This is a genomic window from Streptomyces sp. NPDC043738 (assembly GCF_056436545.1).
In genome coordinates this window covers 39,794-58,010 of sequence record NZ_JBWKCJ010000006.1, presented here as the reverse complement: position 1 = coordinate 58,010, position 18,217 = coordinate 39,794, and the positions used below count along the sequence as shown (strand labels likewise).

Below are 18,217 nucleotides of genomic sequence, written 5' to 3'. Positions count from 1 at the left end.
TAACGTGGGCTATCGGCTTGATAACCGATCTGATCTCCCGGCGAAATTTCGCCGATTCCGCTGGCGAGAGAGGTGAGTTGATAGCGTCGGGGCGTCCCGTGGCGCCGGATGTGCCCAAGACGCCCCTGTGCCGGCGCCGGCCACCAGTCTCACCCCGGAGCCGCTGCCATGAGCACCTTGATCCTTCCCTGTGCGCCGAGCCGGCCGGAGAGCGGGCTCGACCCGGATCTCGCGGCGCTGCTCACCCAGGCCGGGCTGGACCCCTCAGGGGTCGAGGACCTCGCCCGCCGGGCCGTCGAGGAGGACCTCGACCACGGCGTGGACGTGACGACGGCCGCGACGGTCGCCGAAGACGCGGTCTGCTCGGGCGACTTCACCGCGCGCGAGGCGGGCGTGGCCGCGGGGCTGCGGGTCGCGGAGGCCGTGCTGTCGGTGGTGTGCACCGAGGAGTTCACCGTCGAGCGGCACGCCGAGGACGGCGAACGGATCGAGGCGGGACAGGTCCTGCTGAGCGTCACCACCCGCACCCGCGACCTGCTCACCGCCGAGCGCAGCGCACTGAACCTGCTGTGCCGGCTGTCCGGGATCGCCACCGCGACCCGCCGCTGGGCCGATGTCCTGGAAGGCACCAGGGCGAAGGTCCGCGACACCCGCAAGACCACGCCGGGCCTGCGTGCGCTGGAGAAGTACGCGGTGCGGTGCGGCGGCGGTGTCAACCACCGCATGTCGCTGTCCGACGCGGCCCTGGTCAAGGACAACCACGTCGTCGCGGCGGGCGGTGTCGCCCAGGCGTTCCGGGCCGTGCGCCGGCAGTTCCCCGGCCTGGCCATCGAGGTCGAGGTGGACACCCTGCCCCAGGTGCGGGAGGTGCTGGACGCGGGAGCCGACCTGATCCTGCTGGACAACTTCACCCCCGCCCGGACCGCGGAGGCCGTCGCCCTCGTCGCGGGCCGCGCCCTGCTGGAGTCCTCCGGGCGCCTGACCCTGGACACCGCCCGCGCCTACGCCGGGACCGGTGTCGACTTCCTCTCGGTGGGCGCCCTGACCCACTCCGTCCCGGCCCTCGACATCGGCCTGGACCTGAAGGCGCGGGACTGACCGGGCGGCGAGCGGCCCGCACCACATCGCGGGAGGCGCGGCCCGGCGTCCGCCTCCCGCTCCGTCGGCTCCCAAGGATCCTCCCGTAGGCAGCAAGCTGCCACCGTCGCGTCCCGAGGCTGCAGGAAGGTGCCAGGGCCACACACCGCGCGAAGCGCGCGCGCAGCATGGGCTCGCACCGGATGCCCCGGCGAGCGGAGCCCGGACGAGGGATGGCGTGACATCCGCGTCCCGGGCCCCTGACGGAGGAGCGATGGAACCACTGTCACCTTCTGCGCACCAGGACACCTTCCCCCGCGACAGTCTGCCACCGCGCGAGGAGTGGCCCGAGCTCGTCTTCGACCTGCCGGAGCTGCGCTACCCCCAACGGCTCAACTGCGCGGTCGAGTTGCTCGACGCCACCATCGCCCGGTTCGGCGACGGGCCGCCCGCCCTTCGTGACGAGGCCGGCCGGGTCTGGTCGTACGGGCTGCTCAAGCAGCGGGTCGACACGATCGCCCGGGTGCTGACCGAGGACCACGGCCTGCTGCCGGGCAACCGGGTACTGCTGCACGGGCCCAACTCGCCCTGGATGGCCGCCTGCTGGCTGGCCGTGCTGAAGGCCGGCGGGGTCGTGGTGACGACCATGGCACTGCTGCGGGCCAAGGAGCTGCGCGCCGTGGCGACCAAGGCCCGCGTCGGCCTCGCGCTGTGCGACGAGCACTTCACCGGCGAGCTCCGGCGCGCCGGCCTGCCGGGGCTGCGCATCGTCGCCTACGGAGGCGCCGGCTGCGAGCTGAACCGGCGGGCGGCGCACAAGGCCGCCGGGTTCACCGCTGTGGACACCGCCGCGGACGACGTGGCCCTGATCGCCTTCACCTCGGGCACCAGCGGTCAGCCCAAGGCGACGATGCACTTCCACCGCGATGTGCTCGCCATCGCCGACACCTTCTCGGCGCACGTCCTGCGGCCCCGGCCCGACGACCTCTTCGCCGGCAGCCCGCCGCTCGCCTTCACCTTCGGCCTCGGCGGCCTGCTGGTCTTCCCCCTGCGGGCCGGCGCGTCGGCGCTGCTGCTGCCGGCGGCCTCCCCCGGGGAGCTGTTCAGCGCGGTGGGCCGGCACGGGGTCACCGTGCTGCTCACCGCGCCCACCGCCTACCGCACGGCGCTGCGGCGGATCGAGACCTACGATTTGCGGTCGCTGCGGCGGTGCGTGTCGGCCGGGGAAGCGCTGCCCGCGGACACCTGGCACGCCTTCGAGCGGGCCACCGGCCAACGGATCATCGAGGGCATCGGCTCCACGGAGATGCTGCACGTCTTCATCTCGGCCGCCGACGACGACATCCGGCCCGGCGCGACCGGCAGGCCGGTGCCCGGGTTCCGCGCCCGGGTGGTCGACGAGGAGGGTGCCCCGCTTCCGGACGGCGTGCCGGGGCGGCTCGCCGTACAGGGGCCGACCGGGTGCCGCTACCTCAGCGACGAGCGGCAGCGGGCGCAGGTGCAGAACGGCTGGAACATCACCGGCGACATCTACGTCCGCGACGCCGACGGCTACTACCGCTACCAGGCCCGCGCCGACGACATGATCGTCACCGCCGGCTACAACGTCGCCGCCCCCGAGGTGGAGCAGGCGATGATCCGCCATCCGGCCGTCCTGGACTGCGGGGTGGTCGGCGTGCCCGACCCGGAGCGCGGCCAGGTCGTCAAGGGCTTCGTCGTCCTCGCGCCCGGCTTCGACGCGGGCGAGGAACTCGCCCGGGACATCAAGGACTTCGTCAAGTCCGAGATCGCGCCGTACAAGTACCCGCGGCTGGTGGAGTTCGTCGCCGCGCTCCCGTTCGGCGACACCGGAAAGCTGCAGCGCCATGTGCTGCGGGCGGCTCTCGCGGCGGACCGCGGATGACCGGTGGACGGCGATACCGTCTCGGCCGGGCCCAGTGGCGACCGGCCGTCTTCTTCTTCCAGGCAGGTGAGCTCTCATGTCGCTGACGGAGGCCGTCGGCGTCCCTCCGACCGCTCGGCGGGTGACGCAGTGGACCACTCCCGCCGGGGTGACCGTGCACCGCTCGGTCACCCCGGCCGGCAGCGCCCGGCTCCTGCGGGCCGGGCTGGAGAGCGCGCTGGACCGTCGGCGCGGCATGCTGCGGTTCCGCGGCGACGACCTCGTCGTCGGCTACGCCGATCCCCCGGTCGAGGTGAGTGTGCGCGGCGACCGGGTCGCCGTCCGCGCGCTCAACTCCCGTGGCCGGGTGCTGCTCCCCGCGCTGCGCGGGGCGCTGGAGGCGGTTCTGACGGAACATCAGGCCGGCCCGGACGAGGTGTCGGGGCGGGTCCCCGGACGCACCGGGATCTTCGCGGAGGAGGACCGCACCTCGCACGCCGGCGTCTTCGAGGCGGTGCGTGCGCTGCTGCGGGCCATGGCCGCGCCCGAGGACCGGCTGCTGGGACTGTACGGCGCCTTCGGCTACGACCTGCTGTTCCAGGTGGACCCCGTCGAGCTGCGCCGGCGGCGCGATCCGGACGACCGCGACCTGGTGCTGCACCTGCCGGACGAGATCTACGAGCTCGACCTGCGCCGCGACGAGGCGGTCCGGCACGCCTACGAGTTCACCGTCGGCCGGGAGCGCACCGAAGGGCTGCCGCGCGCCACCGGCGCCGCGGACTTCACCCCCGGGACCCCCGGCCGGCTGCGCGACCACGCGCCCGGCGAGTACGCCGGGGTGGTCTCCCGGGCCAGGGAGCTGTTCCGCTCGGGCGACCTGTTCGAGGTGGTGCCGAGCCAGGTCTTCCGCCGACCCTGCGCACAGCCGCCCTCCGTGCTCTTCCGGCGGCTGCGCGAGAACAACCCGGCTCCGCACAGCCTGCTGGCCAACCTCGGGGAGCGGGAATATCTGGTCGGTGCCTCGCCCGAGATGTTCGTACGGGTCCGGCACGAGGCCGGCGCGGCCGGCTTGGGCGACCAGCTGGTGGTGGAGTCCTCGCCGATCAGCGGGACCATCCGGCGGGGCCGCGACGCCATGGAGGACGCCGAGCACATCCGCCGGCTGCTCAACTCCGCCAAGGAGGAGTCCGAGCTCACCATGTGCACGGACGTGGACCGCAACGACAAGGCCCGCGTCTGCGTGCCCGGTTCCGTGGAGGTGACCGCCCGGCGACGGATCGAGAAGTACGCGACGCTCATCCACACCGTGGACCGGGTGCGCGGCGTGCTCGCGCCGGGGCGCGACGCCCTCGACGGCTTCCTCGCCCATCTGTGGGCGGTGACCGTCACCGGGGCGCCCAAGCTGGCGGCGGTGGAGTTCATCGAGCGCGAGGAGCGCTCACCGCGCCGCTGGTACGCGGGGGCGGTGGGGTGCCTCGCCTTCGACGGCAGCCTGGACACGGTGCTGACCCTGCGCACCATCCAGGTGCGCGACGGCGTGGCGACGGTACGGGCCGGGGCGACGCTGCTGTACGACTCCTCGCCGGCGGCGGAGGAGGCCGAGACCGAGCTCAAGGCCAAGGCGCTGCTCCAGGTGCTCGACGGACCGGTGCCGGCCGCCGGCCCGCCGACCGCGGGCCGGGACCGGCCGGGCGAGGGCCTGCGGATCCTGATGGTCGACCACCGCGACTCGTTCGCCCACTGCCTCGCCGACTACCTGCGCCAGACCGGGGCGAGCGTGACGACCTACCGGGCCCCCGGCCATCTGCCGATGCTGGCGCGGGAGCGGCCCGACCTCCTGGTGCTCTCGCCGGGACCGGGCCGCCCCGCGGACTTCGGGCTGGGCGCGACGCTCACCGAGGCCGAGCGGCTGGGCCTGCCGGTCTTCGGGGTGTGCCTGGGGCTGCAGGGGCTCGTCGAGCACTTCGGCGGCACGCTGGGCGTGCTGGACCGGCCGGTGCACGGCAAGCCGTCCCGGGTCAGGGTGACCGCCGGGGACAGCCGCCTGCTGGCCGGCCTGCCCCGGGAGTTCGAGGTGGGGCGCTACCACTCGCTGTACGCCACCGCGGCGCGGCTGCCCGCCGAGCTGCGGGTGACCGCCGAGACCGCGGACGGCGTGGTCATGGCCGTCGAGCACCGTGAACGGCCGCTGGCCGCCCTCCAGTTCCACCCGGAGTCGATCATGACCGCCGGAGAACGGATCGGCCACCTGGTGGTCGAGGGCGCCGTGACCTCCCTGGCCCGCCGCCGGGCGCGCGCCGGGGAGAACGAACGGCAGCCGTGAGCCGACGGCACGCCCACCGCACATCCATGAGAAGGAGAACCCGTATGGTCGGTCGGCCGCTTCGGATCGGCATCGTCGGTGCCGGGCCACGAGGGCTGTCGGTGCTGGAGCGGCTGTGCGCCAACGAGCGCGCGGCGCCGGCGCACCCCGCCGTCGTCGTCCACCTCGTCGATCCGTTCCGGCCCGGCGCCGGTCAGGTCTGGCGCACCTCGCAGTCCCGGCATCTGCTGATGAACACCGTCGCCTCGCAGATCACCGTGTACACCGACGCCGGCGTGAGCATGGCGGGCCCGGTCGAACCCGGTCCCGGCCTGTACGACTGGGCCCGTTCGCTGTCCCTGATGGGGCCGCTGGCGGAGCCGCTCGGCACGTACGACGACGAGACCCTCGCCGAGGCCCGGGACCTGGGGCCGGACGCCTACCCCACCCGCGCCTTCTACGGCCGCTACCTGGAGGACGCCTACCGGCGGATCGTGGCCGGGGCGCCGGAGCACTTCACCGTGTGCGTCCACCGGACCCGGGCGGTCGCGCTCGACGACGAGGGCGGCACGCGGGCCGGTGCGCAGCGGCTGACGCTGGCGGACGGCACCCGGCTGGCCGGGCTCGACGCCGTCGTGCTCGCGCAGGGGCACCTCCCCGCCCGGGCCACCCGCGAGGAGGAGCGGTTCACCGCCTCGGCCCGGGAGTCGTGGCTTCGCCACATACCGCCGGCCAATCCCGCCGATGTGGACGTCACGCAGATCCGGCCCGGTGAGGCGGTGCTGCTGCGCGGCCTGGGACTCACCTTCTTCGACTACCTGGCGCTGTTCACCGTCGGCCGCGGGGGCTCCTTCGAGCGGACCGGCCGCGGGCTGGTCTACCACCCCTCCGGGCACGAGCCACGGCTGTACGCCGGCTCGCGGCGCGGCGTCCCGTACCACGCGCGCGGCGAGAACGAGAAGGGGGCGCACGGCAGGCACCGTCCGCTGCTGCTGACCCCGGAGGTGGTCGACGGGCTGCGCCGGCGCGCGGAGCGGGGTGAGCGGGTGCGGTTCCGCACCGATCTGTGGCCGCTGATCGCCATGGAGGTCGAGTGCGTCTACTACGGCACCTGGCTGACCGCGCACGGCCGTGGCGCGGAGCGGGAACGCTTCACCGAGCAGTACCCGGCCGCCGCCGACGCGGCGTCCCGGCGGCGCCTGCTGGACGCCTACGCCGTCCCCGGCGCCGAGCGGTGGGACTGGGAGCGGATCGCCGCGCCCCACGGCGGCCGGTCGTTCGCCGGCCGGGCGGAGTTCCGCGGCTGGCTGCTCGCGCATCTGCGGCGCGATGCGCGCGAGGCCCGGGCCGGCAACGTCGGCGGACCGCTCAAGGCCGCCCTGGACGTGCTGCGCGACCTGCGCAACGAGATCCGGCTCGTGGTCGACCACGGCGGGCTGGACGGCGCCTCCTACCGGGACGACCTGCAGGGCTGGTACACCCCGCTCAACGCGTTCTTGTCCATCGGCCCGCCCACCTCCCGCATCGAGGAGATGTCCGCGCTGATGGAGGCGGGGGTGCTCGACGTCCTGGGGCCCGGGATGCAGGTGCGGCCCTGCGCCGAACGGAGCGCGTTTCGCGCCCGCTCCTCGGTGCCCGGTCCCGAGGTCGAGGCGCGGGTGCTGATCGAGGCGCGGCTGCCGGACCCGGACCTGCGCCGCACCGCCGACCCCCTGCTGCGCCACCTGCTGCGGACCGGCCAGTGCGTCCCCTACCGCATCGCCGCCGACGACGGCACGGACTACGAGACCGGCGGCCTCGCGGTCACGGCCCGCCCCTACCGCCTGGTCGACGCCCATGGACGGGCGCACCCGCGGCGGCTGGCCTACGGGGTGCCCACCGAAGCCGTGCACTGGGTGACCGCCGCCGGGATACGCCCCGGCGTGGACTCGGTGACCCTCGGCGACTCCGACGCCATGGCCCGCGCCGTCCTCGCCCTGCCCCCGGCCGACGCGCCCGCCGCGCCCGCCCCGGACATCGCACACCAGGCGTCTTGACCGCCGCCGATACCGGCGCCGCGTCGGCGCTGCGCCAGGCCGTCGCGGAGCTTGAGAGCCGTCCGCCGCTGGTGTTCCCCGACGAGTGCGACCGGCTCCGTGCACGCCTCGCGGAGGTCGCCCGCGGCGAGGCGTTCGCGCTGCTGTGCGGCGGCCGCGCGCCGGCCGGCGGGGTGCTGACGGCACTGCTGCGGATGGCCGTCGTGCTGTCCTACGCGGGCTCGGTCCCGGTGGTGAAGGTGGCCGCGACGGCCGGGGGCGACGGGTCGGACGGCGCGCCGGGTCCGCACGCCCCGGACGCGGAGCGGCTGCGGCGGACGTACCACGCCTCGGCGGCGGCCCTGAACCTGCTGCGCGGCCTGACCGCCGGCCACCACGCCGATCTGCGACGCACGCACCGCACCCTCGAGGACTTCGTGGCGCGCTCCCCCGCGCGGGCCCGCCACGGCCGTCTGGCCCGGCACATCGGCGCGGCGATCCGCTTCATGGAGGCCGCCGGGGCCACCGGGGACGCACCGCGCGTAGCGGAGTTCTTCGCCGGCCACGCGGCGCACCCGCTGGAGTACGAGTCCGCGCTGACCCGGGTCGACGAGCGCAGCGGGCTGGCGTACGGAATGTCGGGCCACCTGGTGTGGATCGGCGAGGGAGGCCGGCGGCTCGACGGCGCGCAGGTGGAGTTCGCCGCGGGCATCCGCAATCCGCTCGGGGTCGTGCTCGGCCCCGCCGCGACGGCCGACGAGGTGCTCGCGCTGATCGACCGCCTGGACCCCGAACGCGCTCCGGGGCGGCTGACGTTCCTCGTCGGCATGGGCGCGGCGGCGGTGCGGGACCGGCTGCCCGAGCTGGTGGCGAAGGCCGGCGCGAGCGGCGCCCAGGTGGGCTGGGTGTGCGACCCGACGCACCACGGCGGCGCGGGCACCCCGGGCCGGCCCGGTACGCGCCGCCTCGCCGACGTCCTGGACGAGGTCGGCGCCTTCTTCGAGGTGCACCGGGCGCTGGGCACCCATCCGGGCGGCGTCCGGCTGGAGTTGACCGGAGAGGTGGAGCCGGCCGGCGGCGACGGCACCGCGGGACGCAAGGGCGCGGGCGGTCCGCGCCTGAGCCCGGACCAGGCTCTCGACGTCGCCTTCGCGATCGCCGGGCGGTACGCGGGCCGGTGACCTCCCGGAGCGTCGGCCGGGGTGCGGCCAAGTGCGCCGGAGGACGAACGCCGGGTGCGGGCACCGAAGTTGCGCACCGCAGTTGCTTCATCACCTCAATGGTTAAACTCAAGCAATGAACTTACCGGCTTCCCCGCTGTCCCTGGAGGTCATCGACCTCATCGGCACGATGGTGTCCCGCTTCTACGACGAATACGAAGCGGCCGCGGCCGAACACCGGCTCACCGGCGCCCAGGCCCGCCTGCTGGCACTGCTCTCCCACGGGCCGCTGCCGATGCGCAGGATCGCCGAGCAGCTCAGGTGCGAACCGTCCAACGTGACCGGCATCGTCGACCGCCTCGAAGCCCGCGGCCTGGTGCAGCGCCGTCCCGACCCCGCCGACCGCCGCGTCAAGCTGGTCGCCGCCACCGACGCGGGCCGCCGCACCGCCGACCTCCTGCGCGGCTCCCTGGACTTCGCCCGCGAGCCGCTGGCCGCACTGCCGGACCAGGACCGCGCGACCCTGCGGGATCTGCTGCGCCGGATACTGGCCTGACCGTACGCGCGGAGCCGGGCGACCCGGGGCGACCCGGCTCCGCGCACGTACACGGGCGTCAGGGCTTGCGGGCGGCGATGATGCCGTAGCCGATCTGCGGCAGGTCCCCGAAGCGCTCGATGATGTCGGCGGCCTCGGAGAGCTGCTCGCTGAACGCGTCGTCGAACGTCTCCTTGGTCTGCCGGATGGCGGCCGCGGCCAGCGTGTGGCTGCGCCGTACGTTCTCGCCGATGTCCAGTACCTCGACGACCTCGAGGCCGGCCTTCTCCATGTGGGCGACGTACTCGTCGGCGTCGCCGATCGGCGGGATCTGGAACAGCCTGCGGTTGGCCGCCACGATCTCGGTCTCCCGGGCGTCCAGTTCACCCTGCTGGTACGGGTTCGCCGTCACCAGCGTGCCGCCGGGGCGCAGCACCCGCGTCGCCTCGGCGACGGCCTTGGCGCGGTCGGACATGTGCAGGAAGGACTCGATGGCGTAGACGCGGTCGAAGTGGCCGTCGGCGAAGGGCAGGTCCATGCCGTCGGCCTGCCGGAAGGACACCTGGCCGCTGTCCTCGCCGACCTCGGGCCGGGCGGCGGCCACTTCCGCCTGCTGGGCGCTGATGGTGACACCGGTGACATGCACATCGCGCCCGCCCGCGATGTGGACGGCCGGCTTTCCGCTGCCGCAGCCGATGTCCAGAACGCGCAGGCCCGGTGAGAGGTCGAGCCGGTCGGCGACCATGTCGGTCAGCGTGTCGGTGGCCTGGGCGACCGTCGCGTCGTCGTCATCGCTCCGCCAGTAGCCCAGATGAATATTTCCCCCCATCACTTCGGAGAGGAGATCGGTCGACTGGTCGTACATGCTGCCCACGTCCGCCGCGGTGGGTATTTGCTGTTCGGCCATCCCTGATATGCCTTTCCCTCATTCCCCGGCCGGTGCGCCCGCACCGCCGGACGGACGCTACAAACAGCCAAGTCCGTTTGTCAATGGATCACTTCACCCACCCGCGGCGACTTTCCCCGCATTATTCACTGCATTTACCTGACTTTTGGGCCGGGCGTTTTGTTTTTCCTCGTCAAATCACCGCCCGCACCACCCGGCGGCCCTCATAGCAGAAGTTATCAGCCTCATCGGCCAAGCTATTGGACAGTGCAGCAGGCGTCGGGTGTACTGATGAACGCGTGATCACATCAGGGACTCTGCAAGGTGGCAGACCCTGCGAGCGAACCGGGCCCGCCATCGAGCAGGGCCGGTGGGAACTGGCATCTAACGGGCAGCCGGCGCAGGCGCGACCGACGTGAGCAGATTCACACCACAAGGGCTCGGTCCCAATATCTCGGTCCATCGAAATCCTGGTTCGTGACTGTCACCTGACATTCGCCCGCCGTCGGTCTTTGGGGGAGTTTCATGCGCACCGCTCAAGTTTTCCGGCAGGACAGCACCAGCACGGAGAGCGCTCCCATCGCCGTCGTCGGCCTGGCCTGTCGATTTCCCGGTGCGCCGAACCCGGATGCCTACTGGAAGCTCCTGAGCACCGGCACCGACGCCGTATCAAAATCCCGTCCCGACCGTCCGACCGGTAACCGCGCGGGTGGCTTCCTGGACCACGTCGACCAGTTCGATCCCGAATTCTTCGACATCTCGCCCCGTGAAGCGGCCGCCATGGACCCGCAGCAGCGGCTGGCCCTCGAATTGAGCTGGGAGGCATTCGAGGACGCCGGGATCGTCTCCGCGGACCTGAAAGGCCGCAGGGTCGCCGTCTTCGTGGGAGCCATGTGGGACGACTACGCCACCGTGCTGCACCGGCGCGGCGAGGGCGCGGCCACCCAGCACAGCATGACCGGTCTGCATCGCAGCATCATCGCCAACCGGGTGTCGTACACCTTCGATCTGCGCGGGCCGAGCATGGTGCTGGACACCGGGCAGTCGTCCTCGCTGGTCGCGGTGCACACGGCCTGCGAGAGCCTGCGCCGGGGCGAGGCCGCGCTCGCACTGGCGGGCGGGGTGAACCTCAACCTCGCGCCGGAGAGCACCCTTTACTCCGAGAAGTTCGGCGGGCTGTCCCCGGACGGCCGCTGCTTCACCTTCGACGCCCGCGCCAACGGCTACGTCCGCGGCGAGGGCGCCGGACTCGTCGTGCTCAAACCCCTCTCCCGGGCGCTTGCCGACAACGACCGCATCCACTGCGTGATCGAGGGCACCGCGATGAACAACGACGGTGCGAGCGAGGGGCTCACCGTCCCCAGCTCCCGGGCGCAGGAGGAGGTGCTGCGCGAGGCGTACCGCAAGGCCGGCGTGGCCGACCTGTCCGACGTGCAGTACGTGGAGCTGCACGGCACCGGGACGAAGAAGGGCGACCCGCTGGAGTCCGCCGCGCTCGGCGCGGTGTTCGGCGCGGACCGGGGCGAGGGCGCACCGCTGCGCGTCGGATCGGTGAAGACCAACATCGGGCACCTGGAAGCCGCCGCCGGTATCGCCGGACTCATCAAGACGGCACTGAGCATCAGGCACCGGGAGATTCCGCCGACCCTCAACTTCCGCACCCCCAACCCGCGGATCCGCTTCGACGAGTGGAACCTGCGGGTGCAGACGGAGCTCGGCGGATGGCCGCGCGGCGAGGCCCCGCTGCTGGCGGGCGTCAGCTCCTTCGGCATGGGCGGCACCAACTGCCATGTGGTGCTGTCGGACGCCCACACCAGGGCCGCGGACGCCCGGACCGGCCACCGCCGGGCATCCACCGGCCGTCCCGCCGCGGCCTCGCCGCTGCAGCCGTGGGAGCTCTCGGGGCGGTCCGCGGCCGCGCTGCGCGGCCAGGCGGAGCGGCTGCGCGACCATGTCGCCGCCCACCCCGAACTGGACCCGGCGGACATCGCGTTCTCCCTCGCCGCCCATCGCACCGCGTTCGAGGAGCGCGCCGTCATCCTGGGCGGCGAGCGCGGCGACCACCTCGGCGGCCTGGACGCCCTCGTGCGCGACGCGCCCGCGCCGAACCTGGTGCGCGGCACCACCCGGGGCGCGGGCCGGACGGCGTTCCTGTTCACCGGGCAGGGCAGCCAGCGCCCCGGGATGGGACGCCACCTCCACGCGACGGTTCCGGCGTTCGCCGACGCGCTGGACGAGGTGTGCGCCCAGCTGGACACCGAGCTGCCCCACCGGCTCAAGGATCTGATCTTCGCCGAGCCCGGTACGCCCGAGGCGGCCCTGCTCGACGAGACGCGGTTCACCCAGGCCGCGCTGTTCGCGGTGGAGGTCGCGCTCTACCGCCTGATGCGGCGGTGCGGGCTGCGCCCGGACTTCCTGCTCGGCCACTCCATCGGCGAGCTCACCGCCGCCCATGTCTCCGGGGTGCTCTCCCTCGCCGACGCCTGCACCCTGGTCGCCGCCAGGGGCCGGCTGATGCAGCAGGCCACCGCGGGCGGCGCCATGTTCGCGCTGGAGGCCGACGAGCAGGAGGTCCGCGCCGCGCTGGCCGGCCACGACCGGCTGGTCTCGATCGCCGCCCTCAACGGCCCGCACACCACGGTGGTCTCCGGCGACCGGGAAGCGGCCGGGGCCGTCGCCGCCGGGTTCGCGGCCGACGGCCGCAGGACCAAGCGGCTGCGGGTCAGCCACGCCTTCCACTCACCGCACATGGACGGCGTACTGGACGAGTTCCGGGACGTGGCCCGGCAGTTGAGCTACGGCACCCCGGACATCCCGCTGGTCTCCAACGTCACCGGGCACCTGGCCACGGCGGACGAACTCGGCTCACCGGAGTACTGGACGCGGCACATCCGGTCGGCCGTGCGCTACCACGACGGCGTCCGCCTGCTGCGCTCCGAAGGCGTCACGGGCTATCTGGAGCTCGGTCCCGGCGGGCTGACCGCGATGACCCGGGAGAGCCTGGCCGCGGACGGCGGGCGGCCCGGCGCCGCGGTCGTCCCCCTGCTGCGCGACGGCCGGCCGGAGGATCGCACCGTGGCCGCCGCGCTCGCCGAGGCGTTCGTGCGCGGGGCGGCGGTGGACTTCGCGCCGCTCACCGGGTCCTTCGGGGCGCGGGTCGAGCTGCCGACGTACGCCTTCCAGCGGCGGTCCTACTGGGTCGGCGGGACGGACCGGGCACAGGAGACGAACGAGGCGGACACCGCGGCGCCCGTGGACGCCGGGGCCGGTGCCGTGACGGCTCCGGCCGCGGCCCCGGAGCGGCCCGAGCCGGTCGCCGCCGCCTCCGAGGCGGACGTGGCGGAGCTGGTGCGGGCGAGTGTGGCGACGGTGCTGGGGCATCTGTCGTCCGACACCGTCGACACCAACAGGACCTTCAAGGAGCTGGGCTTCGACTCGCTCACCGCGGTCGAGTTCCGCGACCGGGTGGCCGAGGCGACCGGCCTGGCGCAGCTGGCCCCCACCCTGATCTACAACCACCCGACGCCGGTCGAACTGGTGCGCTACCTGCGGGCCGAGCTGTCGGGCGAGAAGCCGGCCGTCGAGGACCGGCGGCCGGCGGCGACCGGTCACGACGAGCCGATCGCCATCGTGGGCATGGGCTGCCGCTTCCCCGGCGGGGTGCGTTCGCCGGAGGACCTGTGGCGGCTCGTGGCCGACGGCAAGGACGCCGTCTCCCCGTTCCCCACCGACCGCGGCTGGCCCGCCGACGAGCTCCGCGACCCGGAGAACCCGGACGTCCGGTACACCCGGGAGGGCGGGTTCCTCCACGACGCGGCCGCCTTCGACGCGGGCTTCTTCGGGATCAGCCCGCGCGAGGCGCTCGCCATGGACCCGCAGCAGCGGCTGGTGCTGGAGACGGCCTGGGAGGCGCTGGAGCGGGCGGGCATCGACCCCACGGCGCTGCGCGGCAGTCAGGTCGGGGTGTTCGCCGGTGCGACCGCGCAGGACTACGGCCCCAGGCTGGGCGAGCCGGCCGAGGGCGCACAGGGCTATCTGCTGACCGGCAACACCGCCAGCGTCATCTCCGGCCGGGTGGCCTACACCCTCGGTCTGGAGGGCCCGGCGGTCACCGTGGACACGGCCTGCTCGTCGTCACTGGCGGCGCTGCACATGGCGAGCCGGTCCCTCCAGCAGGGCGAGTGCACGATGGCGCTGGCCGGCGGGGTGACGGTGATGGCGACGCCGGGCATGTTCGTGGAGTTCGCCCAGCAGCGCGGTCTGGCGCCCGACGGCCGCTGCAAGCCGTTCGCGGCCGCCGCCGACGGCACCGGCTGGAGCGAGGGCGTGGGCATGGTGGTGCTGGAGCGGCTGTCGGACGCCCGGCGCCACGGCCACCGGGTGCTCGCGCTGGTGCGCGGCTCGGCGGTCAACCAGGACGGCGCCAGCAACGGCCTGACGGCGCCGAACGGGCCGTCGCAGGAGCGGGTGATCCGCCAGGCGCTGGCCGACGCCCGGGTGTCCGCGCGGGACGTCGACGCGGTGGAGGCGCACGGCACGGGCACGAAGCTGGGCGATCCGATCGAGGCGCAGGCACTGGTGGCCACGTACGGCCGGGACCGGGCCGATGACGAGCCGCTGTGGCTGGGATCGGTGAAGTCGAACATCGGGCACACCCAGGCGGCCGCCGGGGTGGCCGCGGTGATCAAGATGGTGATGGCGCTGCAGCACGACCGGCTGCCCGCCAGCCTGCACATCGACCGGCCGACCCCGCATGTGGACTGGTCCGCGGGCTCGGTGGCGCTGCTGACCGACGGCGTGCCGTGGCCGGCGGGCGAACGGGTGCGCCGGGCGGGCGTCTCCTCGTTCGGCATCAGCGGCACCAACGTCCACGCCATCTTGGAGGAGGCTCCCGCCGAAGACGGGCCGGTCGCCGGGCCCGGCGACCGGCCCGCGCCACCGGCGGGCCCGGTGGCCTGGCCGCTGTCGGCGAAGACCCCGCAGGCGCTGCGCGGCCAGGCCGCCGTTCTGCGCACGCACCTCGACGGCCGTGACGGCCTCGAGGCCGCCGACGTGGGCTACTCCCTGGCGACCACCCGGGCCGCGTTCGACCACCGCGCCGTGCTGATCGGCGACGACCGGCGGCAACTGGCCGCCGCCCTGGACACGCTGGCGCAGGACGCCCCGTCGGAGACGGTGGTCCGCGGCCTCGCCGTCCCCGGCGCGGAGCGGGTGTTCGTCTTCCCGGGCCAGGGCGCGCAGTGGGCCGGGATGGCGGTGGAACTCCTGGAGTCCTCACCGGTGTTCCGCGAGCGGATGCAGGAGTGCGCGGCGGCGCTCGGCGAGGTCGTGGACTGGTCGCTGCTGGACGTACTGCGCGGGGCCCCCGGCGCGCCGACCCTGGAGCGGGTCGACGTCGTGCAACCGGTGCTGTTCGCGATGATGGTGTCGCTGGCGCGGCTGTGGGAGTCCTACGGTGTGCGGCCGACCGCGGTGATCGGGCACAGCCAGGGCGAGATCGCCGCGGCCTGCGTCGCGGGCGGGCTGACGCTGGCGGACGCCGCGCGGATCGTGGCACTGCGCAGCCAGGCGCTGACCGCGATCTCCGGCCGCGGCGGGATGGTGTCGGTGTCGCTGTCGGCCGAGCGGGTACGCCAACTGCCCTGCTGGGACGAGCGTCTCGACCTCGCCGTGGTCAACGGACCCTCGTCGGTGGTGGTCTCCGGAGAGCCGGCCGCGCTGGAGGAGCTGCTGGCGGTGTGCGCCGCCGGCGACATCCGCGCCAAGCAGATACCGGTGAGCTACGCGGCGCACTCCGCGCAGGTCGAGGCCATTCGCGAACGGCTGCTGGACGCGCTGAGCGAGATCGAGCCCCGCACGGGCGAGGTCCCCTTCTACTCGACGGTGACCGGGGAACTGCTCGACACCGGCACGCTCGACGCCGAGTACTGGTACCGCAACCTGCGCGAACCGGTCCAGTTCGAGCGGGCCATGGGCACGGTCCTCAAGAAGGGCCACACGCTGCTGGTCGAGGTCAGCCCGCACCCGGTGCTCGGCGTCGGCGCCCAGGAGGCCATCGACACGCTCGGCGGGTCCGGCGCGGTCGTGGGCTCCCTGCGCCGCGGCGAGGGCGGCCCGCAGCGGTTGTTGACCTCGCTCGCGCAGGCCTATGTGCTCGGCGCTCCGGTGGACTGGACGGCCGTCTTCGCCGGCTCCGGCGCGACGCGCACGGAACTGCCCACCTACTCCTTCCAGCACCAGCGGTACTGGCTGACGCCGCCCGAGCCCGAGGCCGCCGTGGCGCGGGGCGACGCGGCACAGGAGCGGTTCTGGGAGGTGGTGGAGCGCGGCGACGCGGAGGGGCTGGCCGCCGAGGTCGGCCTCCAGGACCCGGACGCCCTGCGTGCGCTGCTCCCGGCGCTGTCCGCGTGGCGCCGACGGCAGAGCGAGCAGGCCCTGCTCGACTCCTGGCGCTACCAGGTCACTTGGCAGCCGTTGCCGCAGATGCCGGTGGGCGCGCTGAGCGGCCGGTGGCTGGTGCTGCTGCGCGAGGGCGCCGAGCGGCAACAGCCCGCGGCGGCCGCCGTGGACGCCCTGGGCCGGAGCGGCGCAGAGGTGGTCACGCTGGCGGTGCGGCCCGGCATCGGGCGCGGCGACCTGGCGGAGCGGCTGCGCGCCGCGGCCGGCGACGGGCCACCGCCGGCCGGTGTGCTGTCGCTGCCGGCACCGTCCGCGCCCGCCGGGCCGGTGCTCCCCTCGGGCTCGGAGCAGTGGGCCGACGCCCTGACCCTGGTCCAGGCGCTCGGCGACGCCGAGATCGCGGCACGGCTGTGGTGGGTGACCCAGGGCGCGGTGGCCGTGGGCGCCGGTGACACCGTGACCTCGCCCGACCAGGCGCAGGTATGGGGTCTGGGCCGGGTCGCCGCCGTGGAGTTCCCCGAGCGCTGGGGCGGCCTGGTCGATCTGCCGGCGGAGGCGGGCGGCGCCGTCGTCGGGCGGCTGCCGGCCGTGCTGGCCGGCCCGTCGGCCGCACAGGGCGAGAACCAGGTGGCGCTGCGCGCGGCGGGGGTGTTCGCCCGCAGGCTGGTGCGCGCACCGCGGCCGCAGAGCGCCCCTGGGCGGCGCTGGGAGCCGCGCGGCACCGCGCTGGTCACCGGCGGCACCGGCGCGCTCGGCGCGCACGCCGCGCGCTGGCTGGCCGAGCGGGGCGCCGAGCACCTGGTGCTGGTCAGCCGCAGCGGGCCGCGGGCGGCGGGCGCCGATGCGCTGGAGGAACAGCTGACCGCCCTCGGCGCGCGGGTCACCGTCCTCGCCTGCGACGTCGGCGACCGTGACGCGCTGGCCCGGCTGCTGGCCGGGCTGGAGGCGGACGGCAGCCCGGTGCGCACCGTCGTGCACACGGCGGGCCTGATCGAGAACACCCCGCTCGACTCGCTGACCCCGCGGCGTTTCGCGGAGGTGGTACGCGCCAAGGCCGACGCCGCGCTGCATCTGCATGAGCTCACCCGCGACCGGGACCTGGACGCCTTCGTGCTGTTCTCCTCCGTCTCCGGGATGTGGGGCAGCGCGGGCAACGGCGGTTACGCGGCGGCGAACGCCTTCCAGGACGCCCTCGCGGAGTACCGCAGGTCACAGGGCCTGCCGGCCACTTCGGTGATCTGGGGCCCGTGGGACGGCGGCGGGATGATGGCCCGCGACGGCATGGACGAGACGGTGGTCCGCCACGGGATCCGGCTGCTGGACCCCGAACGGGCGGTCGAGGCCCTCGGGCAGTGCCTCGACGCCGACGCCTGGGCGCCGGTCGTCGTCGACGTGGACTGGGCGACGTTCTTCCCGGCGTTCACCGCGAAGAGCCCGAGCCTGCTCTTCGCCGAGGTGCCCGAAGTGCGGCGGGCGGCCGAGGAGTCGGCGGCACCGGGGCCGGACGGCACCGACGCCGACGCCGCCGCGACGTGGGCGACGCGGCTGGCGGAGCTGACGCCGGCACGGCGCCGGGAGACCGCCTCCCGGCTCGTACGCGGCCAGGTGGCGGCCGTACTGGGCTACGCCGACGCGGACGCGGTCGGCGACCGTGCGCCGTTCAAGGACCTGGGAGTCGACTCGGTGATCGCGGTGGAGCTGCGCAACCGGCTCCAGGCCGACACCGGGCTGCGGCTGCCGGTCACCGTGGTCTTCGACCATCCCACGCCGGAGCGGCTGGTGGATCTCCTGCTGGCCACGGCGATCGGGGACGACGAAGCACCCGACACGGAAATCCCGGAGCCGGTCAGCGAGAAGGAACAGCAACGCAAGAAGGAACTGCTTGACGCGGAAGCGCGGATAAACGAGATGGACGCCGACGACTTGGTGCGGCTCATGCTCGGCGAAGAGTAGCAACGCAC

Annotated in this window: 8 protein-coding genes; 7 read left to right on the top strand and 1 reads right to left on the bottom strand. The window is 74.1% G+C overall.

Going from position 1 to position 18,217, the window contains the following annotated elements:
* Positions 1-168: 168 nt before the first annotated feature.
* The 6 genes from nadC to AC0680_RS10825 all read left to right on the top strand — a co-directional run bounded on the left by nadC (position 169) and on the right by AC0680_RS10825 (position 8,992).
* A complete protein-coding gene (gene nadC / locus AC0680_RS10850; protein WP_478626773.1) occupies positions 169-1,098 on the top strand; it encodes a carboxylating nicotinate-nucleotide diphosphorylase in 930 nt (309 codons plus the stop codon).
* 253 nt (positions 1,099-1,351) lie between these two features.
* Positions 1,352-2,980: an AMP-binding protein gene (locus AC0680_RS10845; RefSeq protein ID WP_478626770.1), complete on the top strand. Its 1,629-nt coding sequence runs from the start codon at positions 1,352-1,354 to the stop codon at positions 2,978-2,980.
* Between the two features lie 76 nt (positions 2,981-3,056).
* Positions 3,057-5,282, top strand: a complete 2,226-nt coding sequence (locus AC0680_RS10840; RefSeq protein WP_478626768.1) for an anthranilate synthase component I — start codon at positions 3,057-3,059, stop codon at positions 5,280-5,282.
* Between the two features lie 44 nt (positions 5,283-5,326).
* Positions 5,327-7,297, top strand: a complete 1,971-nt coding sequence (locus AC0680_RS10835) for an FAD/NAD(P)-binding protein (protein WP_478626765.1) — start codon at positions 5,327-5,329, stop codon at positions 7,295-7,297.
* Entirely contained in the window at positions 7,294-8,457 is a 1,164-nt protein-coding gene (locus AC0680_RS10830) for a 3-deoxy-7-phosphoheptulonate synthase (protein ID WP_478626764.1), read from the top strand. The genes AC0680_RS10835 and AC0680_RS10830 overlap by 4 nt, the downstream gene beginning before the upstream one ends.
* A gap of 115 nt (positions 8,458-8,572) precedes the next feature.
* A complete protein-coding gene (locus AC0680_RS10825) occupies positions 8,573-8,992 on the top strand; it encodes a MarR family winged helix-turn-helix transcriptional regulator (protein WP_478626761.1) in 420 nt (139 codons plus the stop codon).
* A 58-nt stretch (positions 8,993-9,050) separates the two neighbouring features.
* On the opposite strand, the gene AC0680_RS10820 is transcribed toward AC0680_RS10825, so the two are convergent.
* The gene (locus tag AC0680_RS10820) at positions 9,051-9,878 is read right to left on the bottom strand and encodes an SAM-dependent methyltransferase (protein ID WP_478626760.1); all 828 of its coding nucleotides are present in this window, start codon (positions 9,876-9,878) and stop codon (positions 9,051-9,053) included.
* 504 nt (positions 9,879-10,382) lie between these two features.
* Here AC0680_RS10820 and AC0680_RS10815 point away from each other — a divergent pair.
* Positions 10,383-18,209 (top strand): type I polyketide synthase, encoded by a 7,827-nt coding sequence (locus AC0680_RS10815; protein WP_478626759.1) that lies wholly within the window; start codon positions 10,383-10,385, stop codon positions 18,207-18,209.
* Positions 18,210-18,217 lie beyond the last annotated feature (8 nt).

Bases quoted from the DNA above. Each gene is read 5' to 3' on its own strand.
- nadC (WP_478626773.1), top strand. From the start codon at position 169: ATGAGCACCTTGATCCTTCCCTGTGCGCCGAGCCGGCCGGAGAGCGGG.
- AC0680_RS10845 (WP_478626770.1), top strand. From the start codon at position 1,352: ATGGAACCACTGTCACCTTCTGCGCACCAGGACACCTTCCCCCGCGAC.
- AC0680_RS10840 (WP_478626768.1), top strand. From the start codon at position 3,057: ATGTCGCTGACGGAGGCCGTCGGCGTCCCTCCGACCGCTCGGCGGGTG.
- AC0680_RS10820 (WP_478626760.1), bottom strand. From the start codon at position 9,878: ATGGCCGAACAGCAAATACCCACCGCGGCGGACGTGGGCAGCATGTAC.
- AC0680_RS10825 (WP_478626761.1), top strand. From the start codon at position 8,573: ATGAACTTACCGGCTTCCCCGCTGTCCCTGGAGGTCATCGACCTCATC.
- AC0680_RS10835 (WP_478626765.1), top strand. From the start codon at position 5,327: ATGGTCGGTCGGCCGCTTCGGATCGGCATCGTCGGTGCCGGGCCACGA.
- AC0680_RS10815 (WP_478626759.1), top strand. From the start codon at position 10,383: ATGCGCACCGCTCAAGTTTTCCGGCAGGACAGCACCAGCACGGAGAGC.